This is a genomic window from Streptomyces sp. NPDC048255 (genome assembly GCF_040652415.1).
Classification (GTDB): domain Bacteria; phylum Actinomycetota; class Actinomycetes; order Streptomycetales; family Streptomycetaceae; genus Streptomyces.
Genome location: NZ_JBEZMA010000002.1, coordinates 20,482 through 44,248, shown reverse-complemented (window position 1 = coordinate 44,248; position 23,767 = coordinate 20,482). Strand labels below are relative to the sequence as shown.

Below are 23,767 nucleotides of genomic sequence, written 5' to 3'. Positions count from 1 at the left end.
GCCGCTCGGCCTGTCGCTCCCACTACGCTGCCACCCAGTCGGGCGAGCTGAGCATCGGCTTCGCCCTCGCGCTCGCCCAGCACGTGCTCTCCGCGCTGTATCCGGATCACTCGGTCTCGGTCATCGACGCCGAGATAGCCATGCGGGCCAGCTGGGAGCTGACCGGCAAGGAGGCCGGGCGCAGCAGCGCCCCAAGGCGACCGAACTTCTTCCTGGAGGTCTGGAAGCCAGGTGAGCCGTCCCGGGTCATCCCGGTCACCTGCAAGGGCACCCACGGCAACGTGTCCCAGGTACACAAGCAGCTCGCCACCGCCTCCGCCGACGTGGAGGGCATCCACATCGGCCCGTACAACGGGACTCCATCCCTGATCTTCGGTACGACGCTCCCCAAGAAGAGCGAGAACATCACCGTCTACCTGCTCCAGGCCCCCGGCGACGGCACCCTGCAGCTGCCGGCGACCGTGACCCTCGACCCTCCGGTCGAGGACCGCGCCATCGTCCCCGGCATCCACGTGCCCACCGAGCCGGACGAGAAGCCGGTCGTCCTGCCCGGATACCACCTCCAGCCGGAGGAACACGGCTGGTTCGGCCGCGTTCTCGCCCAGGCCGATGCCGCAGGTCTGATGGCGTTCACCGGCGGCGGTGAACCGACAGCCCGCTACCTCACCAAACGCCAGGGCAAGCGGCACTTCGAGACCTTCACCCACGCCGGCACCGGCATCGTCCAAGACGTCACCCACACCATCCACGGCAAGAACTTCGTCGGCACCGATCACGTCTTCCGCCTCAACGGGATCCGTGTCGAGGCCTTCTCGGGACTCGCCGAGGACCTCTTCGAGCACCTACGAGAAGGCAGGGTCGAACAGTACCGCCACGAGGCACACGCACTCCGCTCCTCCTGGCCCGCCGACCCCTGGGACGCGAAGTGGCGCGGCCCCGTCTCCTTGCACCCCGACGGCACCGTGATGGCGCTGCGCCGCCTCCGTCTGCGCTGATGCCACGCAGGCCTTCTGGGAGCCGCTCGACTCCCAGAAGGCCGCGGTCGCTCACGCCAATGCCGACAGGCCGCCCTTGATCAGCCGCAAGTTGCCGTCACGCCGCGAGGACCGCACTGACTCCCAGAAGGGCCTCGAGCTCCGCCACAGCCGCGTCCTCATCTTTGGCATGGACGGTCGTGACGCCCAGCTCGGCGGCCGGCGGAAGGTTCACAGCGTGATCGTCCACGAACACGCACCGCTCGGCGGGCAGGCCGATCCGGTCCAAGGTCAGCTGTGCGGCATCCAGTGACCGTCCCTTCCTCGATTGGACTCACAGCGGACGCTACCGCGCACCCGGACCCGCGAAGCGCGACCGGCACCCGGCCGGTGCCGATCGCGGACAGGGTGGGCGCGGTCCCGTCATGGGCGAGACCGACCGGCCAGCGCGCCAGCTCCCACCGCGCCACACCCTCAGGCACCGCCGGTAGTTCCGACCCGGGCCACCGCCAGCGGCGTGCCCACCTCCGGCCGGCCTTCATCGGCCAGCACCGGGACGAACACGTCCCCGCCGGACGGAGCGAACAGCTCCTCCACCGAGCAGCCCAACGCCGCGGCGAGCCCGAGCGCCGCCGTCACCGAAGGAACCTGCCGCCCGGACTCCACCGCCGCGACCGACTGCCGCGACACACCCGAAGCAGCCGCCAACTCCTCCTGCGACCAGCGCAAACCCAGCCGCCGCTCGCGTACCCGTTCACCAGCCATGCCAGGAAACCAGCGGCCCGCCCCTATCCGAGAACAAGAGGACGGCCGGATGTTCATTCACACCCACAGAACCACCACTCGTACCGGGCTGACGGTTAGGAGGAAGGCACTCAAACGGCTCCGCTCCCCCGCCCCGACCGGCTTCCACCCCACCGCCAACCAGCCCCAAAGCGGGCGTGCGACCACACTGCGACCACCAGGATTCCAGGCATGGAAAAGGCCGCCCTCTCATGTGTGAGAGAACGGCCTCCGACCTGCATAGAGCATGGTCGGGACGACAGGATTTGAACCTGCGACCCCTTGACCCCCAGCGATGGGTCGGGGGGAAATTCATGGCATATGCCTCAATGTGTGGGCGCACAGCGTGCACATCCATACGTGCTGTGCGCCCATCAACATGGGCGCTGGTCCCCAACTGGTCCCCAAGGGGCGCCACCTGGGCCTGGAACCCGCCCGTCGCCACAGACGGGTGCCAGGTGAAGGCGGCTCAGGGAGCGAGGTGACGCCGCGTCCGTTCGGCTCGGCGTCGCAGGTCGCGGATGCCCTCATGCCAACGCCAGGAGCCGTCCCAGTCGCAGTCCTCGTGCCCACCGGGCTCCCAGGACCGGGAGGGTCCTTCATTTGGGCTGGTCAACCGGGTCCGGCAACCGGCCTGCCCGACGCGACGGACTGGGCAACCTCCGTACGCTCCCAGCGCGCCGCCTTCGACGGTTCAGCGAGGTCATCACGCGCGTGAGATCAGACGACGGGCCCGCGTGCAGTAGTCGGGAAACGGGTTGGGGCAACGCCGGCAGCCCCCGGACTCCGGAACGGCACGCGCCCACGACGCCTTGGCGCGCGAAATCAAGCGCGATCTACAAGATGAGCCGTGGGTGGCCAGGCTGGTCGATCAACTGCACAACGCGGGTCGTGGCCAGCCCAGTACCTCCTCTGGGCCCAACATCCAGGCGGTGTCCGCCGAGCCGAAGCAACCTCACCCTGGCGGTAGGCCACCGCAGGCGCGGGCCCTCCGGGTCATCAGCTCATCGCCATGCGGATGTGATCAGGTCTCGGGCAGTCTGTGCGTAGACAGCGGAAGGCTGGAGGAGCCCGTTCGCCCAACAGGATGTGGAAGGTCCGGCCTTCCCTACCGCTATCGGTCGCACCAATCTTCTTGAGGGGCCCAGGTGTGCATCGCGTTCATCAGCCTGAAGCCGTCGTCGCGTTGGCCGGTTCTGGTTCTGTTTGTCAGAGACGGGTACCGCGACCGGGCGTGGCGACTGCCAGGAGCGCACTGGCCTTCACAGCGTGCGGTTTTGGGCGGCCTGGACCTGTTGGCGGGGGGTACGTGGCTTGCGCTGGACCGGGGTACCCCGGTCGGCGCCGCGCAGGGTGAGGGGCGTGGGCAGCGCCTGGCTTGTCTGCTCAATGGGGCAGGGGTGCCTGCTCCTGAAGCTTCACGCAGGTCCCGGGGCGACGTGCCCCTCGCGATGACGAGAACGGGAAGCCTCGAAGGTCTTGATCTGGAGCGCTACGACCCCTTTCACCTCGTGTGCGCGGACCGGGCGGGGGCACGGGTGATGAGCTGGTCCGGGCAGTTGCTGACGACGTACGAGCTCACGTCCGGATTGCATGCGGTCGCGGAGGACGGCCTGGTCGGCCTGGGTGGTCGTACTGCGGTGCTGTCAGCCGGGAGCGAGCGGTCGCTGGCTCGCGTTGAGCATGCCCGCCGCCGTCTGGCGGCTGTGCCGCGCCCGGAACCCGTAGCCGGTTGGACGGCCGCGGCCTGGGGCGCCTGGCTGGCTGTGGCCGGTGCGGACGCCGCACCTGCCACGAGCTCCTCCTGCCTGGTGCAGGCGGGCGAGGTGCGGCGGGGCAGGTGGTGGTCGACGACATCGGTCGCCCTGGTCGCGCTCGGTCGGGAGTCGGGGCCGCGTTTCGATTTCGATCCGGATCCGGTCGCCGGCGGGGCCTGGTACGAGGTCGCCATGGCGTGAGTCGCGCGTCGTCCTCCGTCACGGGGACGCCGGCGTCTGGTCAGGGAAGCAGGTTCTGGCCGCGTGTGAGGGCGCTGATGCCGATGGCCAGCTGCGCGGCCGCCGTTGTCTTCTCGTGCAAGGCGTCGTCGGGAAGTGCGAGCAGCCATGACTGTGCGGCTTGTGCCCGCTCCTCGGGGACCTGCAGCACCGCGCGGTGGAATCCTGATGTGCACGGTCCGCGGTTGGCGGGGTTGCCACGGAACGCTTTCAGTCCGATGCCTGCCGGCGGGGCAGGAAGCGAGATGTCGTTGGCTACCGGCAGTTCGAGTGCGACCCGCTTGGCGAGCGGTGACCGACGGGGGAAGCTGCCCATGGCGGCGGCCACGTGCACAGCGTGGGGGTCGACGTCGGTGCTGGCCCAGCTCATGTTGGACACGCCGCCGAATCGTCCGTTTACCTCGATGAGATGAAGGTGTCCGTGAGGGGAGACGGCGAAGTCGATCTGCCATGGGCCGGCGGGCCGGTAGGCGGCCGCGATGTCGCGAATGGCCGTGCCCAGTGCGGAACGGGCCCGGTCGGGCAGTGTCGCCGGTGCGACCCGGATCCGGCGGCCGGGGTTGCAGCCGCTGTCGAGGGGGCCGAGGGAGGCTACGGGCCAGGCCGTGGTGTGGGTGGGCCCGGAGAACAGTTCGACGCCGAACTCCTGGCCTGACACCGCCTGCTGAAAGAGGACTGGATAGGCGACTGCACGGGCAACCCGCTGTAGGTCTTCCTCGTCGGTCACGTAGTACCGTCCGGCATGGGACTCGCTGCGGGCCTCTTTGACCAGGGCGGGCAGCCCGAGAACGGAAGCGTCGAGCAGACAGGGCGGTTCCTCGCAAACCGCGCCGGCCGGGACCGGCCATCCGCGTCGGCCGGCGGTGCGGTGAAGCCCCACCTTGTCGGTCACCAGCACGGCGAACTCGGGTGAGTGGACCGGAAAGTGCCTGCCTGCGGCGTTGTGGCCGCGAGCCACCCGCGCGTATACCGGGAGCATCCGCTCTTGGCCGATGAGCCCTGCGTTCGGGATGGCGATGTCGGCGTTGTAGTGGTCGAGGATCGAGCGCAGACCCTCGTCGGTCAGGTCGGCCGGGAGGATTCCGCAGACGATGTCGGGCCCGAGGAACGTCTCCAGTTCGACGAAGCCGAGGACGACGATGTCGGCGCCGGCCCGCCGCAGCGAGGGGACGAGCCGGTCGGCTCGGAATTCACCCAGTACGACGACCTTCATGACCCGCCCCTTCTCGATTCGACCATCGGCCACCGACCATGCCCGACGTAGTCATTGGGCCGTGCAGATCCAGGAATTCAGGGCATGCGTGCGTTCGGCATGCAACTCGCGGGGGTCTTTCGTCTCTGTGGCCCAGGCAACGTGGCCGTCGGGACGCACAAGGACCTCGGTGACGCCCAGGAGGGCGTCCTCGTCGCCGTGCGCCGTGGCCGTCACCGCGCGTACCAGAAGAGGCCGGACGGCAGGACTCGGCAGACAGGGAGACGCGTCCGGTGCGCCGGCCAGGCTCAGCAGAAGCATCGTGCCGTCGTGCAGGAGGCTGTGGACGCGTGTGCGGCGGCCGTCGGCCGGGAGGGTCAGGGGGATGTCCGGGATGCGCCTGCCTGTCAGGGGGTGGGCTGCGGCGTCCTGTGGAGGGTAGGCGGTATCGAGGGCGGAGAGCAGCCCGGCGAGGTACCGGTTGACCTGGTCCAGACCGAGGAGGGCATCGAGGAGCTCGCACAGAAGCCGGGCGGGCCGGCGGTACTGCTCGACCTGGGGTAGTTCGACGAGGAGTGCCTGTGCTTCGGTGCGGGCGGTGACCTCCTCCCCTACCGGATGGCGTTCGCCGTGGTAGGTGTCCAGCAGCCCCGGCGCGGCCCAGCCCTGGACTTCCGCGGCCAGTTTCCATCCGAGGTTCATCGCGTCCTGGAGACCGGTGTTCAAGCCCTGGGCGCCGACGGGGAAGTGGATGTGGGCGGCGTCCCCGGCCAGGAGCAGACGGCCGGAGCGATAGCGCTCCGCGAGCCGGGTGGCGTTGCCGAACCGTGAGAGCCAGCGCGGCCGCGCCACCCCGCAGTCAGTGCCGCAGGCGCGCAGCAGCGCCGTACGGAACTCTTCGAGCGTGACCGGTTCGGCGGACGGGGTCCTCATGCGTGCCGGGTCCATGACCACGAACCGGGTCAGGCCGCGTTCGAGCCGCGAGACGAGGACGCCGTGCCGCCTGGGTCGTTGGAGATCGCCGTGATCGGCGTCGGCGAAGTCACCGACCATGGCGGTGAACGTCTCCCGCGTTCCGGGGAAGGCGATGCCGGCAGCCCGGCGGACCAGGCTGCGGGCCCCGTCGCATCCCACTGCGAACTCAGCCCGGACCGTCGTATGCCCGTCAGGGCCCGCCACGTCTGCGCTTATGCCCCCGACGTCCTGCCACAGGTCGGTCACCGTGTGCCCGCGGCGGATCTCGGCGCCCAGTTCAGCAGCCCGTTGTTCCAGGAGTGCTTCGGTGCGGGCCTGGCTCAGGAGCAGCGCATGGGGATGCGCCGAGTTCAAGACGGAGAAGTCGAGCGGGGTGGTGAGGGTGGAGGCGAATTGCCATCCGGGGACGGTCCTGCCCAGAGCCAGGAAGCGGTCCGCCAGTCCGCGCTGGTCAAGGATCTCGAGGCTGCGCGGGTGGAGATTGAGGGCGCGGGAGTTGGGTTGCGGTTCGCATCGGCGTTCCACGACGAGGGTCCGTACGCCGGCCAGTGCCAGTTCGGCAGCGAGCAGCAGGCCCGTGGGTCCGGCGCCGACGACCAGCACGTCAGTGTCCCTGTGCACGCGGTTCTCCTGGAGCGAGCTTGCGTGCGAGTGTGAGCCCGTCCGCGACGGGCAGGATCAGCGACTCGACACGAGGGTCGGCGCGGACGCGTGCGTTGAACTCGCGGACGGCGAGCGTCGTGCCGGTGACATCGGGGAGGTGGATGCGGCCTTGCTGCAGCACGTTGTCGGCAAGGAGGAGACCGCCTGGTCGCACCCGGGGGACGAGCTCCTCCCAGTACCGGCAGTACCGGGGCTTGTCGGCATCGAGGAAGACGAGGTCGATGTCGCTGGACAGGGGAAGGCCGGCGATGGTCTGGAGAGCGGGGCCGAGCCGGAGATCGATGAGGTGATCGACTCCGGCTTCCTGCCATGCCTCGCGGGCGATGGCAGTCCATTCGGTGGAGATGTCGCAGGTGATCAGCGTTCCGCCCGGTGCCAGCGCCCCGGCGAGCGCGAGGGCGGAATAGCCGGTGAAGGTACCCACCTCGACGATCTTGCGCGCGTCCGCCAGCCGTGCCAAGAGCGCGAGCAGCACCGCCTGTTCGTGCGGGACCTGCATCACCGACGGTGAACCGAGAGCCCGTGTCCGTGTGATCAGCCGCTGCTGGAGTTCCGAAGGCGGCTCCGCCTGCTCCAGGAGATAGGCGTACAGGTCGCGGGTGATCGGAGCGCCTTTGACCCCGTCGAAGGATGAGCTGTTCACCGGATCTCTCCCGTCCGCCGTGCAGTGAGGGCCGCGGCCGCTGTCGGCCGGGCCCGCGGGGTGCTCCTGCGGGCATCTTCAAGTGCGGCGAGCATCGTGGCGAACTTGGCCTCCGTTTCGGCAAGTTCCGACTCCGGCCGGGAGGCGCGGACGATCCCGGCTCCCGCATGCAGGCGCAGCCCGTCCGCATCCAGTTCGCCGCACCGCAGGGAGATCACCCAGTGACCGTCGCCGGTCTTGTCCATCCAGCCGACCAGGCCGGAGAAGTAGCGCCGGGGCACCGCTTCCAGCGTCCGGATGAGAGCGGCGGCCGCAGGTGTGGGAGTACCGCACACGGCGGGCGTCGGGTGGAGGGCGGACGCGAGCGTGAGCGCGGAGGGAGCGGGGTGGCGCAACCGCGCGTGAATGGGGGTGGTCAAATGCCACAGGCGGCCGGTGGCGTGGAGCCGGGGCCGGGCGGGGATGTCCAGTGACTGGCACCAGGGGCGCAGTCGGCGGCCGAGGTCGTCCACGACGTGCCGGTGCTCGGCCTGGTCCTTGCCCGACCGCAGCAGCGCCGTCGCCCGGGCGTGGTCGACGGCGGGGTCCTGGTGGCGGGCAGCGGTCCCGGCGAGTGGCCGCAAGGTGAGGAGGTCGCCGGTACGCCGCAGCAGTGTCTCCGGTGACGCGCCCAGGAGCGTCGGTGGTGCGCCGTGCACACCGGTTGTCGGCAGGGTCACCGCGAAGAGGTGGGCGGCGGTCTCGCGGCGGGCGAGAGCCGTGATGAGTGCCGGCACCAGGGCCCAGTGGCCGACTGCGTTGAGCGGGGCATACAGAGAGCGCGCCAAGACCGCTTTGCGGATCGTCCCGGCCTCGATCTCGGCCAGAACGGCACGCACTGCGGCACGGTAGGCCGAGGGCTGCGGCTCCGGCTTCGGCGTCGTCACCCACGCAGAGTGCCGGGCGTTCGGCTCAGCCCCGTCCGGGACTGCCTTGGCGTACGACAGAGAACCCACCGTGGCGGCCCGTTCTGCCGGCGGATGCCGGTGGTGTTCCAGGCGCGTCAGCCAGAGGTGCGCGGGGACTGCTTCGTCGAAGGGCAGGGCGCCGACGACCGCGGTGCCTTCAGGGCTCTGCCGCAAGGCCGATTCCGCTGCGTGGGCCAGAGCAGCGAACTGACCGGCTCCCCTCTGCACGGGCAAGGGATCGCCTTCGGCGGAGGTGAGGGTGAGCCTGGGCGTCGACAGCAGCCAGCCGACAACTGGGGTGGTCCCGATGTCCGGGTGTGAGGGCATGCGGTGAGTACCTCCCAAGGTGCTGCGGTGCTGTGGGTGCTGCGGGTCAGCCGTGCAGTGCGGCGCCACCGTCCACGTAAAGGCTGTGCAGGGTGATGTGCCGGGCCTGCTCGGAGGCGAGGAACAGGACAGCGGCTGCGATGTCCCCGGGTTCGGCGAGGCGGCCCAGGGGGATGCCGATACGGAAGGCCGAAGGATCGCCGTGCAGGACAGCGTCCACGGCTGCTGGGTCGGGGGCCATGCGGCGGAGCATCGGTGTGTCGGTGGAGCCCGGACAGACCACGTTGCACCGGATGCCCAGTGATGAGACCTCCAGGCCGAGGCCCAGGGTAAGAGAGACGGCTGCTGCCTTGGAAGCGGCATAGGCGGCCATACCGGCGCGCGGGGTGCCGGCGCTGTTGGACGCCACGGTGATGATGCTCCCGCGCCGGTGCGGTGTCATGCGGCGTGCCACTGCCGTGGACCATACGAGCACCCCCGTCGTGTTGACGGCCAGCAGCTCTTGCCATGCTGTGTCGCTGAGGGAGTCCAGAGGCCCTGTGTGCAGGACGCCCGCGACGTTCACCAGCAGCCCGACGGGCCCGTGCGCTGCCTCCACCCGGTCAAGGATCCGCTCGGCTGCCGCCGCGTCAGCGACGTGCGCCGTATGGCGCGTAACTCGGGAGGCGACAGCAGGCTCCGGCCCGGACCAGCGGCCTGCGACTGCCGGATGGGTGATGTCCACGGCGGCAACCGCAGCTCCCTCGTTGACCAGATGAGCGACCACCTGGCTTCCGATGCCTCCCGAAGCACCGGTCACGACCGCGGTGATGCCACGCAGACCCGTCAGACGCATGGCGGGCTCCCGTGCGCCCGGTACGCGCCGTGGGAGCCGGCCGCCGGGTACGAGCAGAATCCGCTGGCGACGTCGCCGCGGCTGAAGACCTGAGAGCACCTCGTACCGGGAGTGATGGATGCCCTTGCCCCGAATCGAACCCTACGAACTGCCCGACGCACGCTGTCTCACTCTCAATCGTGTCGGATGGGCGCCCGATCCCACGAGAACGGCGTTACTGGTGCACGACATGCAGAACTATTTCCTGCGTCCCTTCACTCCCCCCGGCCCCTTGCCTGCGGTGACCGCCAACGTCCGTCGGCTGCTCACGGCATGCCGCACCGCCCGAATCCCCGTGCTCTACACGACTCAGCCGCCACGACAGTCGCTAGCCACACGGGGCCTCCTGAGTGACTTCTGGGGGCCTGGCTTGGGAGGAAGGCCCGACGACGACCGGATCGCAGGGCCCCTCGCACCGGCCGACGGCGACACCGTCATCACCAAGCACCGCTACAGCGCGTTCCACGGCACCGGGCTGCGTGCTCTGCTCGAGGAGCAAGGCCGCGACCACATACTCATCACCGGCGTATACGCACACCTGGGCTGCATGCTGACGGCCACTGACGCCTTCGCCAACGGCATCCGTCCCTTCCTCATCGCCGACGCGACGGCCGACTTCGACCACGAACGACATTGGCAGGCACTGCGATACGTAGGCCAGTCCTGCGGCATGGCGACCCTGACCGACGACGTGCTCGCCTCGACCTCAAGCACCGCGCGGTGACCTCAAGACTGGCGCCTGTTCAGGCACACAGATCCGTGATCAGCTTGCGCACACGCCCGACGGTCACCGGCATGACGCCGTGGATCAGCTGCGCCCCGTACACGAGGGTGGTGCCGGCCGGCGGCCGGCAGACCCAGCGGGTGGAGTCGATGGCACCGAGGTCGACGGGGCCCGACCGAGCGGTGACCTCGTGCACGAACCGCGTGCCGGGCGCGAACGCGCCGCCAGGGCCGGCACGGCGATCGCTCCACAGTTCCTCACAGGCACTGGTGTCGAGGTAGAACTCGCCTCCCTCTTCGGCGTCCTGCAGGTTGAACACCACACGGGCCAGGAGGACGGGGCGCGCGTCGGGGTCACCCATGCCGTGGACGTGCGAGCGGATCCTGTCTCCGGGCTTGAGGTCGTGGTAGAGCCACGGGGCGACGGAGGCGGCGGACGGGAAGGCGCGGCGGATGACGGGCATGGCCCGCTCGATCGCGCCATCAAGGATCTCCTGCGCCGCCTCGGGGGGCGTCAGACCCTCGGCCGGCCTGGCGGGCACCCAGCCGGTGGCGGCCAGCTGGTCGTCCACGATCTTGGTGACCTGCATGGTCTCCTCAGGGGTGAGAAAGTTCTCGATCGTCTGCACAGCCAAGGTCTCAGAGGTATTGATCACTTCTCGGTTCCTTTCGCAGCGCATTCCGCTCGTTCATTGGAGGGCGGCGGAATGCAGAAGCCAAGACCGTCGGTCAGCAACGTCGAGGGACCACCAGGCGCATGCGACGCTCACACCGGCGCACGCACTGCAGTCGTGCGCTGGGGCGAGGGAAGGGGAGAGACCCAGGGGACCGCCGGTCCGGTCCGGTCCACGACGCCGTTGCCGAAGCGATCCGGCATCTGGGCGCGAGGGCCGCTCAACGGCCATGCGCCCCCACATGCGCGCCCTCGTGCTCCTGGACCTCGTGCCTCCGGGCTTGGCACAGGGGACGTGCTGCACTGGAATGCGGTGTACGCACAGCACTCCGTTCGGCACAACGGCTACCAGAAGGAGTGAGTCATCGCGTGATCCACATGACCGAGACACTGGCCGTACACACGGTCGAGGGCTTCCTAGACCGCGAGGAGATCTCCCAGCTCACCAAGCTCCTGGACGACCATCTCACGACAGCCGGGTGGACTCCGGCGCGGCCCAGCGACGGCATCACCCCACCCGGGGAAATCCAGGAGATCCTGGCCACCGCCCTGCAGCGGGCCCTCCCCGCCATCCGCCGCACCTTCCCGTCGGTTGCCGGCGCGACCCCCTGGGACTACCACGACCTCGGCCCCGGCGACCGGATCGACCCGCACCTGCACGGCGTCGGCGACCCCGACGAGCGACCACAGCGTGTCGCACGCGTGGCCTTCCACCTTCAGGAAGCAGACCTCGGGGGCGAGTTCTACGTCGACACCAGCTCCTCCGACGCCCTGTGGACCGGCCGCACCGCCGGTGAGAGGAGCGCGTTCGCACCCGGCACCCGCTTTGCACGCGAGATCTCCCACCACGCGGGACCGGAAGCCGTCGCGGCGCTGCGGGATGTCCCCCGCACCCGCTGGACCAGCGCACCATCCGCCGGAACCGCCATCGTGTACGGGGCACAGCTCGTTCACGGGGTAGAGACCGTACGCGAGGGCCGGCTGCGAAAACTGATCACCAACCTGCTGGATCAGCCTCCGCGCTGAGCGCACCCGGACCGCGGTCCCACTCCGCCCCGCCGAGCCACTCGGCGGGGCGGCAGCTGCCGGAGCCCGAGCAGCCAGGAGCCGTGGCGCGGGGCCGCGCGTGGCCTGGCCTTCCGGTTGGCGCTCACCGCCGCCGCCCTGTCCGGGCAGTTCACGGGCACCAGCGAGGCGGGCGGGCACATCGACGCCCCGTCGACCGTGCTCGACTCCCCGGCGGACCTGACCGACGTGTAGGCCTTCACCAGCCCGGACAACGCGGACATGGTCACGCTCATCGCGAACGTCCGCCCCTTCCAAGTGCCCGGCACCGCGGCCAACGCGCTGGTGGACTTCCCGTTCGCGACGGGTGCGCGGTACGAGATCCACACGCGGCGGATTCGTCGGGGAGCAACTGCTGGGATGGCTGGGGACGGTCAGCGGTGCGGTGATCGCGGTGCTGGGGGCGGTGCTGGCGGTGACGGCGGTACGGGCCTTGCGGACGGGACGGCCCCCGGCCCCATGGCACCACGGACACAGCCATGGGCACGCACACAGCGAGACACGGGAACACACTCACGCGCACGGTCACCGTCATGACCACCCCCACGGTCATGAACACCGCCACGCGACCGACCACTCACACGGCCACGGCCTTGGCGACCACGCGCACGAGACCGACTCCCATGAGGCGAAGAGGCCGCGCCGCACCGGCCTCCCCGCGCTCCTCGGCGTAGGACTCGCGGCCGGTCTGGTGCCCAGCCCGTCGGCCCTCGTCGTCCTGCTGGGTGCCATCGCGCTGAGCCGGACATTCTTCGGCGTCCTGCTCGTCGTCGGCTACGGCCTCGGCATGGCCCTCACGCTGACCGCCGCCGGCCAGCCGCAGGACGGCCGTGCTGCCGTTGCCATGCCAGCGCCCGGCGGACGGGCGATACCGATACGTGGGGGTGCTGGGTCGTCCCCTGGTCGCCTCGGATCGTGCAGCGCGCGCCAGCTGCAGGCTCTCCTCCATGCTGCGCCCCGAACCCACTGAGGCGGTTGGCGCCGTAGTCCCGCGAGGCAGACGGGCGTCGGCGGCTCTGCGTGTGTCCGGTGTGGCGCGCCGCCGGGCTACGGTTCCCGGCGCGCGGTGGTCGTACGGCGGATGCCGTAGGCGACGGCGCCGACGGCCAGCACAGCGGCACCGGAGAGAACCGAGGAGACGGGCGGGCGAAGGCCAGGATCAGACAGCCGGCCGGCCCGGCCCATACCCCTGCCATTCTGTGGCCCACGCCACATCCAGTTCCTGTCAGGAATCGGGGCGCCGGGATCGCCGCCCCCACCCGCCTCGTCCGCCTCACCGAAGCCTGGCGGCAGCACGGACCGGACACCCCACTCATCGCCCAGTGGTGATGAGCCCGCGTTTCACACGTGTTCACCTGCCCGACCAGGAGAACACCGACGTCGATCCGGATGGGTACGAAGTCCAGGCGGCCCCGAACCGTCCGACGTCCCTCCGAGTGGCCTCGGGTACCCGGAGCAACTCGGTTGTCCTGACACTCGGTCAAGCCGGCAGTACATCGTCGGGCCCGTCAGGAGCGACCGCGAAGAGGGCCGGGAGGCCTGCCCCCTCATGGGGCAGGGGTCGCCCGAATGCACATGGTGGTCCGCGTCTGGCGTGTCGCCGGACCGGTCGCATCCACGGTGCGGCATGTTCTCTCCGACGGCCGGTATCCCGCTACGTGGAGGTGTCGATGGGTGTGAGCGGCATCGGGCCGGATCGGCCGGACGGCGTGCCGGCACCGGCGGCCGGGGCCCCGCCCCGTCGAGGTCCGGGAACCGGGCAGCCCACCGGTCGGAAATCCGGGCCCGGGCCGCTGGCTCGCTTGCGGAAGGCCATGGCTTCGGCCGTGGGGGCGGGGCCTCCACCGGGGCCGGCGCGTCCGGAGTTCTGGCGCAGTCCCCTGCGCGGTCCGAGGCTGACCGCGGTGTTCGGGCTGGTCCTGCTGTTCGGGATCACGGTGCTGTTCGTGACCGGCCTGCTGTCGTACGCGGCGTACAACCCGGATCTGGCGGCGGTCAACGACCAGACCCCGGACAAGGGATGGCTCGGCTTCTACCTCTTCTCCTGGCCGACGTCCCCGTACTGGCTCTACCGGGTCACTCAGGGGGTGCACGTAACGCTCGGGATCGTGCTCGTGCCGGTGCTCCTGGCGAAGCTGTGGTCGGTCATTCCGAAGCTGTTCGCATGGCCCCCGATCCGCTCGGTGAGCCACGCCCTCGACCGGCTGTCCCTGCTCCTGCTGGTCGGCGGCGCCGGATTCGAGTTCGTCACCGGGATCCTCAACGTCCAGTTGCACTACATCTTCCCCGGCTCCTTCTACACACTGCACTTCTACGGGGCCTGGGTGTTCATCGGCGCCTTCGTGGTGCACGTGTCCTTCCGGCTACCCCGAGCCCTGCGCGCGGTCCGGCACCGGCTCGGGGGGCCCGCCGCGGGTACCGAGGAGGCGGCCGGGCTGATCTCCCCGCGGCCCGCGACCCCGACCATCTCGCGCCGGGGCGCCCTCGCCATGGTCGGCCTCGGGTCGGCGGTGCTGCTGGTAGTCACGGCGGGGCAGAGCATCGGCGGGTGGTGGCGGCGGACCGCACTGCTCGCGCCGCACGGCCGGGATCCGGGCGCGGGCCCGAACGGCTTCCAGATCAACAAGACCGCCGTCTCGGTCGGCATCCGGCCCAGTGACACGGGCCCCGCCTGGCGGCTGACCGTACGCGGCGCCGGCCGACAGGTCGACCTGACGTACCAGCAGCTGCTGGCCATGCCGCAACGCGAGGCTGCCCTGCCGATCGCCTGTGTGGAAGGCTGGTCCACCACCGACCAGCAGTGGACCGGAGTCCGGCTCACCGATCTGGCCGCCCTCGTGGGGCTCGGTGTACGCACGCCCGAGGTCCTGGTGGAGTCGGTGCAGCGCGGGGGCTCGTTCCGTTCGGCGGTGCTGCGCGACAACCAGGTCCGCGACAGCCGGTCGCTCCTGGCCCTCCGGGTCAACGGAGCGGTCCTCTCCCCCGACCACGGCTATCCGGCGCGGATCATCGTCCCCGGGGCACCGGGCGTGCACAACACCAAGTGGGTCACCCGCCTGGCGTTCGGAGAGCCGGAATGAGCGCCGCGACGGCCTTCCGGCGCCGCTACGGCGCCTCCCCGCTGCACCTGCTGCTCGTCCTGGCCTCCTTCGCGCTCGCGGTCTACGCCGGACTGCGCCTGTTCGAGGGGGACACCGTCGGCGTGGCCGTGTGGTTCGTCGGTGCGGCCCTCCTGCACGACCTCGTACTGCTCCCCCTGTATTCGGTGACCGACCGCGCGATGCAGGTCCTGTTCGCCCGGGGCCGGGGCGACGAGCGGCCCGCGCCGCGGGTGAGCGTGAACTACGTCCGCGTGCCCGCCTTCGTCTCCGGTGTCCTGCTGCTGGTCTGGTGGCCGCTGGTCCTGGGCCGGGTGGGGTACTACACCGCCGCGACCGCCCTTCCCGCGGACGGCTTCCTGTCGCGGTGGCTGCTGATCACGGCCGCGCTGTTCGCGGCCTCCGCAGCGGTACTCATCGTTCGAACATGGAACCGGAGCCGGGCTCAGCGGCAGGCGCGCAGCGCGACGAAGTGACGGCCTCCGACGGTGGTCCACCGCTCGGCCTCGGTCCATCCCGACGAGGCCGCGTGGCGGCTCAGGGCGGCGGTGCCGACCAGGGCCCACGGGAAGACGGCGCTCACGGGCCGTTGCCCGGCGTGGATCCGGACGCGGCGGCGCTCGTCCACGTCAGTGGAGGCGGTCTCCACCAGGAGGAGGCCTTCCCGGTGTACGAGGTCTCGGACCCGGCGCAGCAGCCGCCGGGGGTCACCGCCGATGCCGATGTTCCCGTCGATCAGCAGCGCCGTTCCCCACTGGCCCTCGTCGGGGAGCGGATCGAAGACGGACCGGCTCAGGGCGGAGCCGCCCCGGCACACGGTCGTGATCACGGCGGAGGGACAGACGTCGATGCCGAGGACCTGGCTGCCCCGCCCCGTCAACGCCTCGACCAGCCGGCCGGCGCCACATCCGATGTCCAGCACCCGGCCGGTGCACCGGCGCAGCACCGTCCGGTCGGCCCCGTCCGCCCGGGCGCACCACCGTTCCAGGTCCAGCGGGAAGCACCAGCCCTCCGCGTCGCACAGGGACAGGGTGCGCTGCGGGGTGTGGATCGCCCGCGCGTAGAAGCCGCTGCTCCAGGCCTGGTGTTCGTGAGCGGTCACTTCTCATGTCTCGCCACGCACCCCGGCCGTGGCCCCCTCCAGGGCCGCTGATTCCCCCGAACGGCCTCGCGCCGCACACCGGCCGGGTGGCCGGCGTGCGGGCGGGCGCTCTGCGCAGGACAGTGGAAGCGTGACGTACGACGAAGGGCTGGCCCAGCGGGTCCGGGAGCGGCTCGGTGAGCGGCCCGACCTCACGGAGAAACGGATGTTCGGGGGCCTCACCTTCCTGCTGCACGGCAACATGACGGTGGGCGTGGCCGGCGACGAGCTCATCGCCCGCGTGGGTCCGGAGGGGACCGAGCGGGCCCTCGCCCGCCCCGAGGCCCGGCCCATGGACTTCACCGGACGTCCGATGCGCGGCTGGGTGACCGTCGGCGGGCCCTCTCTGGCGGAGGACGCCGTCCTGGACCACTGGATCACGACGGCGACGGCTTTCGCCGCCACACTTCCGCCCAAGTAGCCGTCCGTACTCAACGTGCCTCCAGCAGCGCCCTGAGCGCCGCCAGGTCCTTGCGCTGGGCGCGGCGCATGGCGGCCGCGATCACGGTGGCTCCGAGCGAGGCGAATCCGCTGGGCTCACCCCGGTTGCGCAGGGTCATGCGGGTGCGGTCCGCGTACAGCCCGTACGGCTCCCATGTGTAGGTGGTCTCCATGGGGAACGGACCCTGCTCCGTCCGCATCACCATCCGGCGGCCGGGCTCGTACGCCGTGATCTCGTACGTGTAGGCGAGCCGCCTGCCGAGAAAGCGGGCGACGAACGCGACCTTCGAGCCGATCTGCACCGGTGGTGGGGTCCGGTATTCGACGGAAGTGATGTTGGCGTACCATACGGGCGCGTTCGTGGGGTCGGCCGCGTACGAAGCGACCTGATCACACGGGGCGGCGATCACGGCCTCGGTCAGGACGTCGACCTTCATCGGAGCCTCCCGGACGGCGGGAACGGAGCTTGGCTACAGGATCTCAAGCTTCACAGAGGGCGTCCGCCTCAGCGCTCGGGGTCGGCCTTGACGTTCCGGTGGCGCTTGTAGTGGCGGGCGACGCGGGCACGGTTGCCGCAGCCGGCCGAGCACCATTCGCGGCGGGGGTGCTGCTTGACGAAGGGTCGACAGCCTGTTCGGCCGGCATGGTGACCGCCGCGTGTCCCGTGAGGTCGCTGGTGCGCACGATACGCGTCGGGACGGCCCGCCTTCCTGACCCAGAAACGGGGGCGGGGCGGGTCCGCCGGCACGCCGCGAAACGCGGTGAGCAGCGCGTTCTTCGTCGGCAGGTGGGACCTCGAGGTCAGTCACGCCACACCTCCGCGATCACACCGCATCCGACCGCCGTCAACCGTCACCGCCCACCTCGACATGCCCGGCGACGGCATCTGGAAGGACAACGCACACCTCGGCCACCACTGACGGCCGGGTCGGCACGCTCCCCGCACCGCATGACGGAAGTCTTACGTGCACGCGTGGGAGACTCCGCCGACGCGGCCTGCTGCGTAACGTCGCCGTCATGCGTGTACTCGTCACCGGAGGAGCCGGGTTCATCGGCTCCCACATCGTCAACGCCCTCAAGGACCGCGGCCACGACCCCGTCGTGCTCGACGCCCTGTTGCCCGCCGCCCACCCCGGCACACCACCCCTGCCCGACGCCGAGTTCGTTCGGGCCGACGTGCGGGACGCGGACGCGGTCCGGTCGGCGCTGCGCGGGATGGACGCGGTCTGCCACCAGGCAGCCATGGTCGGCCTCGGGAAGAACTTCGCTGACGCCCCGGACTACGTGGGCTGCAACGACCTCGGGACGGCGGTGCTGCTGGCGGAGACGGCGGCCGCCGGAGTACGGGAACTCGTCCTCGCCGGGTCGATGGTGGTCTACGGGGAGGGCCGGTACACGTGCGAACGGCACGGAACGGTGCGCCCCGGGCCGCGGCGGACCGAGGACCTGATGGCGGGCCGGTTCGAGCCCCGTTGCCCCGACTGCGGGGAAGAACTCGCGCCGGGTCTGGTCGGCGAGGACGCGCCGACGGATCCCCGGAACGTGTACGCGACGACGAAGCTGGCCCAGGAGCACCTGGCGGCCTCGTGGGCCCGGTGCACGGAGGGCCGCGCCGTGTCCCTGCGCTACCACAACGTGTACGGGCCGGGGATGCCTCGCGACACGCCCTACGCCGGAGTGGCTTCCTTCTTCCGCTCCTCGCTGGCCCTCGGCGAGGCCCCTCAGGTCTTCGAGGACGGCGCCCAGCGGCGGGACTTCGTCCACGTCGGGGACGTGGCCTCGGCGAACGCGGTGGCCCTGGAGGCCGTGGGCGGGCTGTCCGCCGGGACGCTGACGGCGTTCAACACTGGCAGCGGCGATCCGCACACGGTCGGCGAGATGGCGTCCGCGCTGGCGGCGGCGTACGGGGGTCCGCACCCGGTGGTCACGGGCGAGTTCCGCCTCGGCGACGTACGCCACATCACCGCCGACTCCACCCGGCTGCGCGAAGAACTGGGCTGGCGCCCGGAGGTCGGCTTCGCGCAGGGCATGACCGAGTTCGCCCGCGCCGGCCAGCGCGCGTCGGCGGGGGCCGTCGGCTGATCCGCCCCGCCTCGGCACCGGCCTCGCGAGGGACCATGGGCAGGACACGCCGGTGGGCCCTCGTCGTGTCCGCGCGACCATCGGGCAGGCCCGGGCGGAAGGCCGGGGCAGGCCCTACGCGGGTGCCGGGAGGGTGAGTTCGAAGCGGCAGCCGCCCGGTACGTTGTGGACGTCGGCGTGCCCGGAGTGGGCTTCGATGATGCCCCGTACGATCGCCAGGCCCAGGCCCGCGCCCGAGGGAGGGGTACGGGCCTGGCTGCCGCGCCAGCCGGTGTCGAAGACGCGGGGCAGGTCCTCGTCGGGGATGCCGCCACAGGCGTCGGTGACGGACAGCACCACCCCGTCGGCGCGACGTTCGGCGGCGATGGCGACGGTGCCGTCGGCCGGGGTGTGGCGGATGGCGTTGACCAGCAGGTTGGACAGCACCCGGGTCATCTCCTTGCCGTCGACCTCCACGGGAAGCGGGGCGACGCCACCGCCGGCCAGGTGCACGCCGTGTTCGCGGGCCAGGGCGTCCGCGCCCGCGAGTGCGTCGCCGACCAGGTCGTAGAGGGAGATCCGGGTGGGGCTGAGGGAGAGGGCGCCCGCGTGGATACGGGACAGCTCGAAGAGGTCGGTGACCATGGAGTTGAGGCGGTCCACCTCGGCGCGCAACTGCTGGTGGTAGCGGGCCGGGTCGGCCGCCATGCCGTCTTCGAGGGCCTCCGACATCGCGCGCAGACCGGCCAGCGGGGTGCGCAGGTCGTGAGAGATCCAGGCCACGAGCTCGCGCCGTGAGGTCTCCAGGGCTCGCTCGCGTTCACGTGACGCGGCGAGGCGTTCGCTGGTGAGGGCCAGTTCGCGGCTGAGCGCGGTGAGTTCGGCGGGGGCGGGCACGGCGGGAGCGGTGAAGGTGCCCTCCTCCCCGAAGTCGCGTGCCGCGCCGACGAGTTCCCGGCAGCGCCGCACGACCTGGCGGCCCAGCAGCAGCGCGGTGCCCAGGGACACGCCGGCGGCCATCGCGACGAGCGTGGTCACCACGGCGAGGTCGTGGGAGGAGAGGAACATCGCCCAGGCCACCGCGAGCGTCCCGGCGAGCATCGCGCAGACGGCGACGGCCGCGACGACCGCGAGGGACACGGCGACGCTGCGCCGGCGCAGTATCCGCAGCGCCACGGCGCCGAGCAGCCCGGCTCCGCCCGCGCCGAGGAAGGCGTACAGGGCGATCAGCAGAACGTCACGCATGACCGGCCTCCGTCTGGGCGCCTGCCGCGGCCCCGGCGCGGCGGGTCGGGTCCGGGGCTGCTTCGAACCGGTATCCGGCGCCCCACACAGTCCGGATCAGCTGCGGATCGGCCGGATCCTCCTCGATCTTGGCCCGGAGCCTGCGGACGTGGACGGTGACCGTGGAAAGGTCTCCGAAATCCCAGCCCCAGACCTCGCGCATCAGCCGCTCCCGGCCGCAGACCTGACCAGCGTGTCGCAGGAAGTAGGCGAGGAGGTCGAACTCCCTCAGTGTGAGAGCCAGTTCCGCACCGCCCTTCGTCGCCCGGCGGCCGGCCGGGTCGACCGCCAGGCCGGCCGCCACCAGCAGGGGCTCGTCGGCCGGAACGGCCGAGGAGGCCCGGCGCAGGACCGAGCGCACCCGCAGGACCAACTCGCGCGGGCTGAAGGGTTTGGTCACGTAGTCGTCCGCACCGACTTCCAGGCCCAGGATCCGCTCCTCCTCGTCCCCGTGCGCGGTGAGCATGACCACCGCCACGGCGGGGTTTCCGTTCTCGCGCGCACGCAGCCGGCGGCAGACCTCCAGGCCGTCCATGCCGGGCAGCATCAGGTCGAGGACGACCAAGTGCGGCCGGTGCCGGGCCGCGGCCTCCAGGGCGGACGGGCCGTCGGCGGCGCGGTGCACGGTGAATCCGGCTCGTTCCAGATAGCCGGACACGACCTCCGAGACGGTCGGGTCGTCGTCCACCACGAGGACGCGGGCGGCCGTGACGCCGTCGGCGGCGGGGGCGCGGTCGCTGCCCGCGCCCCCGCCGGTGGTCCGATCGTTGCTGGATTCCATGCCATCAGAGTGGCACCGCGGCCCGCCCCGGCGGACCTGGGCCCTGCGGTTCCGGCACGGTGTCCGCGTTTCGTAAGGTCTTCCGGCCACTTTCTTCGCCCTCCGGTTCCTACGGTGTGGAGGGTGACTCCTTCTGCATGTCGTCCGCCTGTCGCGGACCTCGTACTGCCCTGCCTCGACGAGGCGGAGGCCCTGCCCTGGGTACTGGCGCGGGTGCCGGCCGGGTGGCGGGCGATCGTCGTCGACAACGGCTCCACCGACGGCTCGGCGGACATCGCCCGCTCCCTCGGCGCCACCGTCGTGCACGAGAGCCGCCGCGGCTTCGGCGCCGCCTGCCATGCCGGGCTGCTCGCCGCGCGGGCCGAGTTCGTCTGCTTCTGCGACTGCGACGCCTCCATGGACCCCGGCCTGCTCGCCCCGATGGCCGCCCGGGTCGCGGCCGGCGAGGCGGACCTGCTGCTCGGCCGGCGCCGCCCGCAGGACCGGGGCGCATGGCCCGCGCACGCACGCGCCGGAAACATCGCCCTGGCCCGGATGCTGCGCCGCCGTACCGGCCTGCGGCTGCACGACCTCGGGCCGATGCGGGTGGCCCGCCGTGAGGCGCTGCTCGGCCTGGACCTGACGGACCGGCGCAGCGGCTACCCGCTCCAGATGGTCGTACGGGCCGCCGATGCGGGCTGGCGGGTGGCCGAGACCGACGTCCCCTACCTGCCCCGCTCCGGGAAGTCCAAGGTCACCGGGACCTGGTCGGGCACCTGGCACGCCGTGCGGGACATGCGCCGCGTTCTCACCGAGCCGCCGGACACCCGGACCGCACCGGCCGAGGGAGCCTCCGCATGAGCACCCTCCTCGTCATCGCCAAGGCCCCGGTCGCCGGCCGCGTCAAGACCCGGTTGACCCCGCGGTTCACGCCCGAGCAGGCTGCCGACCTGGCCCGCGCCGCGCTCCGGGACACGCTCGCGGCGATCCTCGCCACCCCTGCCCGGCGCCGTGTCCTGGTCCTCGACGGGCAGGTGGGGCCCTGGCTCCCGGACGGAATCGAGGTCGTCCCGCAGTGCGCGGGCGGGCTCGACGCACGGCTGGCCGCGGCCTTCGCCTTGGCCGACGGACCGGCCCTGCTCATCGGCATGGACACGCCCCAGGTCACCCCCGGCCTCCTGACGCCGGGGCTCGACTTCACCGGGACCGACGCCTGGTTCGGCCCCGCTGACGACGGCGGGTTCTGGGCCCTGGGCCTGGCGGAACCCGACCCGGCCCTGCTGCTCGGCGTACCCATGTCCGTACCGGAGACGGGGAAGGCGCAGCGGCGCCGGCTGACCGACGCGGGGCTGGCCGTGCGCGATCTGCCCGAGCTGTGCGACGTGGACACCCCCGCCGACGCGGAACGCGTGGCGGAAGCGGCTCCGCGCACCCGCTTCGCCGCCCTGCACTCCGGACTTTGCGCGGCGACCCGATGACCGCCCAGCTCACGGAGCCGACCACGCGCACCTGGCAGGCCGACCCGTACACCGACGCCCTGCGCACCGGGCAGGGCCCGCTGTACCTGCGCCGTCGCGACGGCTGGCTGCTGCCGCTGGAGGTCGAGCGCTGGTGCGCCGAACCCGACGTGGCCGACCACACCGTTCTGAGCCGCTGCACCGGACCGGTCCTCGACATCGGCTGCGGACCGGGCCGGATCGTCGCCGCCCTCGCCCACCTCGGGCACGCAGCACTCGGCGTGGACATCACCCCCGAGGCGGTGGCCCGTACCGTGCGGGCGGGCGGCAGCGCCCTGTGCCGGTCGGTGTTCGACCCGCTGCCCGGCGAAGGCGGCTGGCGCACGGTCCTGCTCATCGACGGCAACATCGGCATCGGCGGAAACCCCACCGCCATGTTGCGCCGCACCGCCGAGCTCACCGCTCCCGGCGGCTCCCTGCTGGTAGAGGTGGCCGCCTCAGACGTCGACGAACGGGTCGAGGTACACGTCGAGGACGGGAACGGCGGCCGCGGAGAGTCCTTCCGGTGGGCCCGACTGGGCACCCGCGCCCTGTGCACCAGCGCGGGGGACGCGGGCTGGACCCCCTCGGGCACCTGGCAGGCGGCGGGCCGGCACTTCGTACGCCTCACCCGCTGAACGCGTACGCGCGGAGAACCGCCGGGGTGGGATCCGCAGCAGTGCGGATCCCACCCCGGAGCCGCTGACTTTCGACAAGGGGCCCTCAGGGGGCTGACGGAAGGTCTGGCGATTCAGCCGACGGTGACGACCATCTTCCCGAGGGCTTCTCCTGCCTCCATGGTCCGATGGGCCTCGACGATCTCGTCGAACCGGAAGACCCGAGTGGGACGGGCCCGCAGGGCACCGGCGTCGGCCTTGGCGTAGATCTCGTCCAACGGTACGCTGGTGAGCGGGAATGCGGGGGTGCCCAGGACGAAAGCGCTGCCGAAGAAGCTGCGCCGGACACCGCTGGGGAGATCGGCGATCGGGTCGAAGTCCCGTACCGGTTCGAATCCGCCGGGAAGCCGAGCTGGCAGACCCGGCCGCGTGGCCGGACCGGGGCCAGCGAGTCGCGCAGGACGCTGTTGCCGACGACGTCGAACACCGCGTCGACGCCGACCTCCCGCTCCGCGACGTGGGTGGCGAGCGCGCCGTCGTCGATGAGCACGTCGGCGGCCCCGAGTTCTCTACAGCAGTGGCGCCCGCTGCGCGTCCCGGGTCGTGGCGAGGACGGTCGCGCCGTGGTCGACCGCCAGGTTGAGGGCGGCCCGGCCGAGCGAGGAGGTCGCTCCCCTCACCAGGACGGTCTCGCGCGGCCGTAGGTCCAGATTGCCGAAAAGGCCGCTCCACGCCGTCGCGTACACCTCGGGCACCGCCGCAAGATCGGCCCAGTCCAGGGACGTGCGCACGGCCACCACGTTGGTCGTCGGCACGGTCACCAGCTCCGCACAGCTTCCGTTTCGGGTCCGCCCCATGCCGCCGAGCATCGCCACCACCCTGGTCCCTGCGGGGAGTTCACCGGACGGGTCGTCCTCCAGGCCACGTTCAGAACGGCGTCGGGCTCGAACTCTCGCGGTCTGGGCATGAGAAGAAAATTCATGAGCGACCACTCAAGAACATGCACCCGTCACCCTGCCCGCAGCCGCGCCCC

General features: G+C 71.3%; 25 protein-coding genes and 4 pseudogenes. 12 read left to right on the top strand and 17 right to left on the bottom strand.

Annotated features, from left to right (window positions below):
- Positions 1 to 83: 83 nt before the first annotated feature.
- Complete coding sequence (locus AB0D94_RS02625; RefSeq protein WP_362044546.1) at positions 84 to 995, top strand: hypothetical protein; 912 nt, start codon at positions 84 to 86, stop codon at positions 993 to 995.
- A gap of 97 nt (positions 996 to 1,092) precedes the next feature.
- Here AB0D94_RS02625 and AB0D94_RS02620 read toward each other — a convergent pair.
- Positions 1,093 to 1,272 (bottom strand): annotated as a pseudogene (locus AB0D94_RS02620) (HAD family phosphatase); the annotation flags it as partial.
- A gap of 176 nt (positions 1,273 to 1,448) precedes the next feature.
- A complete protein-coding gene (locus tag AB0D94_RS02615; protein WP_362044544.1) occupies positions 1,449 to 1,739 on the bottom strand; it encodes a helix-turn-helix transcriptional regulator in 291 nt (96 codons plus the stop codon).
- Between the two features lie 1,166 nt (positions 1,740 to 2,905).
- Between AB0D94_RS02615 and AB0D94_RS02610 the strand changes: the two genes are divergently transcribed.
- The gene (locus AB0D94_RS02610) at positions 2,906 to 3,715 is read left to right on the top strand and encodes an NRDE family protein (RefSeq protein ID WP_362044542.1); all 810 of its coding nucleotides are present in this window, start codon (positions 2,906 to 2,908) and stop codon (positions 3,713 to 3,715) included.
- Between the two features lie 40 nt (positions 3,716 to 3,755).
- On the opposite strand, the gene AB0D94_RS02605 is transcribed toward AB0D94_RS02610, so the two are convergent.
- Genes AB0D94_RS02605 through AB0D94_RS02585 form a run of 5 tightly spaced genes read right to left on the bottom strand, consistent with a single transcriptional unit; the run spans position 3,756 to position 9,336 of the window.
- Entirely contained in the window at positions 3,756 to 4,967 is a 1,212-nt protein-coding gene (locus AB0D94_RS02605) for a hypothetical protein (protein WP_362044540.1), read from the bottom strand.
- Positions 4,968 to 5,018: 51 nt separating this feature from the next.
- Positions 5,019 to 6,542, bottom strand: coding sequence for an FAD-dependent monooxygenase (locus AB0D94_RS02600; RefSeq protein WP_362044538.1), 1,524 nt, complete (start codon positions 6,540 to 6,542; stop codon positions 5,019 to 5,021).
- A complete protein-coding gene (locus tag AB0D94_RS02595; protein WP_362044536.1) occupies positions 6,526 to 7,227 on the bottom strand; it encodes an O-methyltransferase in 702 nt (233 codons plus the stop codon). Before AB0D94_RS02595 ends, AB0D94_RS02600 begins: the two co-directional genes overlap by 17 nt.
- A complete protein-coding gene (locus tag AB0D94_RS02590; RefSeq protein ID WP_362044534.1) occupies positions 7,224 to 8,501 on the bottom strand; it encodes an isochorismate synthase in 1,278 nt (425 codons plus the stop codon). The genes AB0D94_RS02595 and AB0D94_RS02590 overlap by 4 nt, the downstream gene beginning before the upstream one ends.
- Before the next feature lie 46 nt (positions 8,502 to 8,547).
- On the bottom strand, positions 8,548 to 9,336 hold the full coding sequence (locus AB0D94_RS02585; RefSeq protein ID WP_362044531.1) for an SDR family NAD(P)-dependent oxidoreductase: 789 nt from the start codon (positions 9,334 to 9,336) through the stop codon (positions 8,548 to 8,550).
- A 118-nt stretch (positions 9,337 to 9,454) separates the two neighbouring features.
- Between AB0D94_RS02585 and AB0D94_RS02580 the strand changes: the two genes are divergently transcribed.
- On the top strand, positions 9,455 to 10,099 hold the full coding sequence (locus tag AB0D94_RS02580; RefSeq protein ID WP_362044529.1) for an isochorismatase family protein: 645 nt from the start codon (positions 9,455 to 9,457) through the stop codon (positions 10,097 to 10,099).
- Positions 10,100 to 10,118: 19 nt separating this feature from the next.
- On the opposite strand, the gene AB0D94_RS02575 is transcribed toward AB0D94_RS02580, so the two are convergent.
- On the bottom strand, positions 10,119 to 10,754 hold the full coding sequence (locus tag AB0D94_RS02575; protein ID WP_362044527.1) for a hypothetical protein: 636 nt from the start codon (positions 10,752 to 10,754) through the stop codon (positions 10,119 to 10,121).
- A 386-nt stretch (positions 10,755 to 11,140) separates the two neighbouring features.
- Between AB0D94_RS02575 and AB0D94_RS02570 the strand changes: the two genes are divergently transcribed.
- Both AB0D94_RS02570 and AB0D94_RS02565 read left to right on the top strand, forming a co-directional pair.
- Positions 11,141 to 11,797: a hypothetical protein gene (locus AB0D94_RS02570; protein WP_362044525.1), complete on the top strand. Its 657-nt coding sequence runs from the start codon at positions 11,141 to 11,143 to the stop codon at positions 11,795 to 11,797.
- A 246-nt stretch (positions 11,798 to 12,043) separates the two neighbouring features.
- Positions 12,044 to 12,373, top strand: a pseudogene (locus AB0D94_RS02565) (DUF4331 family protein); the annotation flags it as partial.
- 40 nt (positions 12,374 to 12,413) lie between these two features.
- Here the strand turns inward: AB0D94_RS02565 and AB0D94_RS02560 are convergent.
- Entirely contained in the window at positions 12,414 to 12,785 is a 372-nt protein-coding gene (locus AB0D94_RS02560; protein WP_362044523.1) for a hypothetical protein, read from the bottom strand.
- Positions 12,786 to 13,650: 865 nt separating this feature from the next.
- Between AB0D94_RS02560 and AB0D94_RS02555 the strand changes: the two genes are divergently transcribed.
- Together AB0D94_RS02555 and AB0D94_RS02550 are read left to right on the top strand one after the other, a co-directional pair.
- Complete coding sequence (locus tag AB0D94_RS02555; protein WP_362044521.1) at positions 13,651 to 14,916, top strand: molybdopterin-dependent oxidoreductase; 1,266 nt, start codon at positions 13,651 to 13,653, stop codon at positions 14,914 to 14,916.
- On the top strand, positions 14,913 to 15,410 hold the full coding sequence (locus AB0D94_RS02550; protein WP_362044519.1) for a hypothetical protein: 498 nt from the start codon (positions 14,913 to 14,915) through the stop codon (positions 15,408 to 15,410). Before AB0D94_RS02555 ends, AB0D94_RS02550 begins: the two co-directional genes overlap by 4 nt.
- On the opposite strand, the gene AB0D94_RS02545 is transcribed toward AB0D94_RS02550, so the two are convergent.
- Positions 15,380 to 16,036, bottom strand: a complete 657-nt coding sequence (locus AB0D94_RS02545; RefSeq protein ID WP_362044517.1) for a methyltransferase domain-containing protein — start codon at positions 16,034 to 16,036, stop codon at positions 15,380 to 15,382. The two genes, AB0D94_RS02550 and AB0D94_RS02545, sit on opposite strands and share 31 nt — an antisense overlap.
- A gap of 130 nt (positions 16,037 to 16,166) precedes the next feature.
- On the opposite strand from AB0D94_RS02545, the gene AB0D94_RS02540 reads away from it, so the two are divergent.
- On the top strand, positions 16,167 to 16,496 hold the full coding sequence (locus tag AB0D94_RS02540; protein ID WP_362044515.1) for a TfoX/Sxy family protein: 330 nt from the start codon (positions 16,167 to 16,169) through the stop codon (positions 16,494 to 16,496).
- A 10-nt stretch (positions 16,497 to 16,506) separates the two neighbouring features.
- On the opposite strand, the gene AB0D94_RS02535 is transcribed toward AB0D94_RS02540, so the two are convergent.
- A complete protein-coding gene (locus AB0D94_RS02535) occupies positions 16,507 to 16,953 on the bottom strand; it encodes an SRPBCC family protein (protein ID WP_362044513.1) in 447 nt (148 codons plus the stop codon).
- Positions 16,954 to 17,021: 68 nt separating this feature from the next.
- Positions 17,022 to 17,141: pseudogene (locus AB0D94_RS02530) on the bottom strand (CGNR zinc finger domain-containing protein); the annotation flags it as partial.
- A gap of 392 nt (positions 17,142 to 17,533) precedes the next feature.
- Between AB0D94_RS02530 and AB0D94_RS02525 the strand changes: the two are divergent.
- The gene (locus tag AB0D94_RS02525; protein WP_362044511.1) at positions 17,534 to 18,598 is read left to right on the top strand and encodes an NAD-dependent epimerase/dehydratase family protein; all 1,065 of its coding nucleotides are present in this window, start codon (positions 17,534 to 17,536) and stop codon (positions 18,596 to 18,598) included.
- A gap of 114 nt (positions 18,599 to 18,712) precedes the next feature.
- Here the strand turns inward: AB0D94_RS02525 and AB0D94_RS02520 are convergent, their stop codons facing one another.
- Both AB0D94_RS02520 and AB0D94_RS02515 read right to left on the bottom strand, forming a co-directional pair.
- Positions 18,713 to 19,822 carry a HAMP domain-containing sensor histidine kinase gene (locus AB0D94_RS02520; RefSeq protein WP_362044509.1) on the bottom strand — a complete coding sequence of 370 codons (1,110 nt, stop codon included), beginning with the start codon at positions 19,820 to 19,822 and terminating at the stop codon, positions 18,713 to 18,715.
- On the bottom strand, positions 19,815 to 20,642 hold the full coding sequence (locus tag AB0D94_RS02515) for a response regulator transcription factor (protein ID WP_362044507.1): 828 nt from the start codon (positions 20,640 to 20,642) through the stop codon (positions 19,815 to 19,817). Before AB0D94_RS02515 ends, AB0D94_RS02520 begins: the two co-directional genes overlap by 8 nt.
- 123 nt (positions 20,643 to 20,765) lie before the next feature.
- Between AB0D94_RS02515 and AB0D94_RS02510 the strand changes: the two genes are divergently transcribed.
- Genes AB0D94_RS02510 through AB0D94_RS02500 form a run of 3 tightly spaced genes read left to right on the top strand, consistent with a single transcriptional unit; the run spans position 20,766 to position 22,755 of the window.
- Entirely contained in the window at positions 20,766 to 21,482 is a 717-nt protein-coding gene (locus tag AB0D94_RS02510) for a glycosyltransferase family 2 protein (protein ID WP_362044505.1), read from the top strand.
- Positions 21,479 to 22,099 carry a DUF2064 domain-containing protein gene (locus tag AB0D94_RS02505; RefSeq protein ID WP_362044503.1) on the top strand — a complete coding sequence of 207 codons (621 nt, stop codon included), beginning with the start codon at positions 21,479 to 21,481 and terminating at the stop codon, positions 22,097 to 22,099. The genes AB0D94_RS02510 and AB0D94_RS02505 overlap by 4 nt, the downstream gene beginning before the upstream one ends.
- A complete protein-coding gene (locus tag AB0D94_RS02500) occupies positions 22,096 to 22,755 on the top strand; it encodes a methyltransferase domain-containing protein (protein ID WP_362044501.1) in 660 nt (219 codons plus the stop codon). Before AB0D94_RS02505 ends, AB0D94_RS02500 begins: the two co-directional genes overlap by 4 nt.
- 113 nt (positions 22,756 to 22,868) lie before the next feature.
- Here the strand turns inward: AB0D94_RS02500 and AB0D94_RS02495 are convergent, their stop codons facing one another.
- The 3 genes and pseudogenes from AB0D94_RS02495 to AB0D94_RS02485 all read right to left on the bottom strand — a co-directional run bounded on the left by AB0D94_RS02495 (position 22,869) and on the right by AB0D94_RS02485 (position 23,591).
- Positions 22,869 to 23,048 (bottom strand): zinc-binding dehydrogenase, encoded by a 180-nt coding sequence (locus AB0D94_RS02495; protein WP_362045039.1) that lies wholly within the window; start codon positions 23,046 to 23,048, stop codon positions 22,869 to 22,871.
- 131 nt (positions 23,049 to 23,179) lie between these two features.
- A pseudogene (locus AB0D94_RS02490) lies at positions 23,180 to 23,284 on the bottom strand (hypothetical protein); the annotation flags it as partial.
- A gap of 19 nt (positions 23,285 to 23,303) precedes the next feature.
- Positions 23,304 to 23,591 carry a hypothetical protein gene (locus AB0D94_RS02485; RefSeq protein WP_362044499.1) on the bottom strand — a complete coding sequence of 96 codons (288 nt, stop codon included), beginning with the start codon at positions 23,589 to 23,591 and terminating at the stop codon, positions 23,304 to 23,306.
- Positions 23,592 to 23,767 lie beyond the last annotated feature (176 nt).

Bases quoted from the DNA above. Each gene is read 5' to 3' on its own strand.
- AB0D94_RS02615 (WP_362044544.1), bottom strand. From the start codon at position 1,739: ATGGCTGGTGAACGGGTACGCGAGCGGCGGCTGGGTTTGCGCTGGTCG.
- AB0D94_RS02605 (WP_362044540.1), bottom strand. From the start codon at position 4,967: ATGAAGGTCGTCGTACTGGGTGAATTCCGAGCCGACCGGCTCGTCCCC.
- AB0D94_RS02590 (WP_362044534.1), bottom strand. From the start codon at position 8,501: ATGCCCTCACACCCGGACATCGGGACCACCCCAGTTGTCGGCTGGCTG.
- AB0D94_RS02585 (WP_362044531.1), bottom strand. From the start codon at position 9,336: ATGCGTCTGACGGGTCTGCGTGGCATCACCGCGGTCGTGACCGGTGCT.
- AB0D94_RS02580 (WP_362044529.1), top strand. From the start codon at position 9,455: ATGCCCTTGCCCCGAATCGAACCCTACGAACTGCCCGACGCACGCTGT.
- AB0D94_RS02560 (WP_362044523.1), bottom strand. From the start codon at position 12,785: ATGGAGGAGAGCCTGCAGCTGGCGCGCGCTGCACGATCCGAGGCGACC.
- AB0D94_RS02555 (WP_362044521.1), top strand. From the start codon at position 13,651: ATGGCTTCGGCCGTGGGGGCGGGGCCTCCACCGGGGCCGGCGCGTCCG.
- AB0D94_RS02550 (WP_362044519.1), top strand. From the start codon at position 14,913: ATGAGCGCCGCGACGGCCTTCCGGCGCCGCTACGGCGCCTCCCCGCTG.
- AB0D94_RS02535 (WP_362044513.1), bottom strand. From the start codon at position 16,953: ATGAAGGTCGACGTCCTGACCGAGGCCGTGATCGCCGCCCCGTGTGAT.
- AB0D94_RS02525 (WP_362044511.1), top strand. From the start codon at position 17,534: ATGCGTGTACTCGTCACCGGAGGAGCCGGGTTCATCGGCTCCCACATC.
- AB0D94_RS02520 (WP_362044509.1), bottom strand. From the start codon at position 19,822: ATGCGTGACGTTCTGCTGATCGCCCTGTACGCCTTCCTCGGCGCGGGC.
- AB0D94_RS02515 (WP_362044507.1), bottom strand. From the start codon at position 20,642: ATGGAATCCAGCAACGATCGGACCACCGGCGGGGGCGCGGGCAGCGAC.
- AB0D94_RS02505 (WP_362044503.1), top strand. From the start codon at position 21,479: ATGAGCACCCTCCTCGTCATCGCCAAGGCCCCGGTCGCCGGCCGCGTC.
- AB0D94_RS02500 (WP_362044501.1), top strand. From the start codon at position 22,096: ATGACCGCCCAGCTCACGGAGCCGACCACGCGCACCTGGCAGGCCGAC.
- AB0D94_RS02485 (WP_362044499.1), bottom strand. From the start codon at position 23,591: ATGGGGCGGACCCGAAACGGAAGCTGTGCGGAGCTGGTGACCGTGCCG.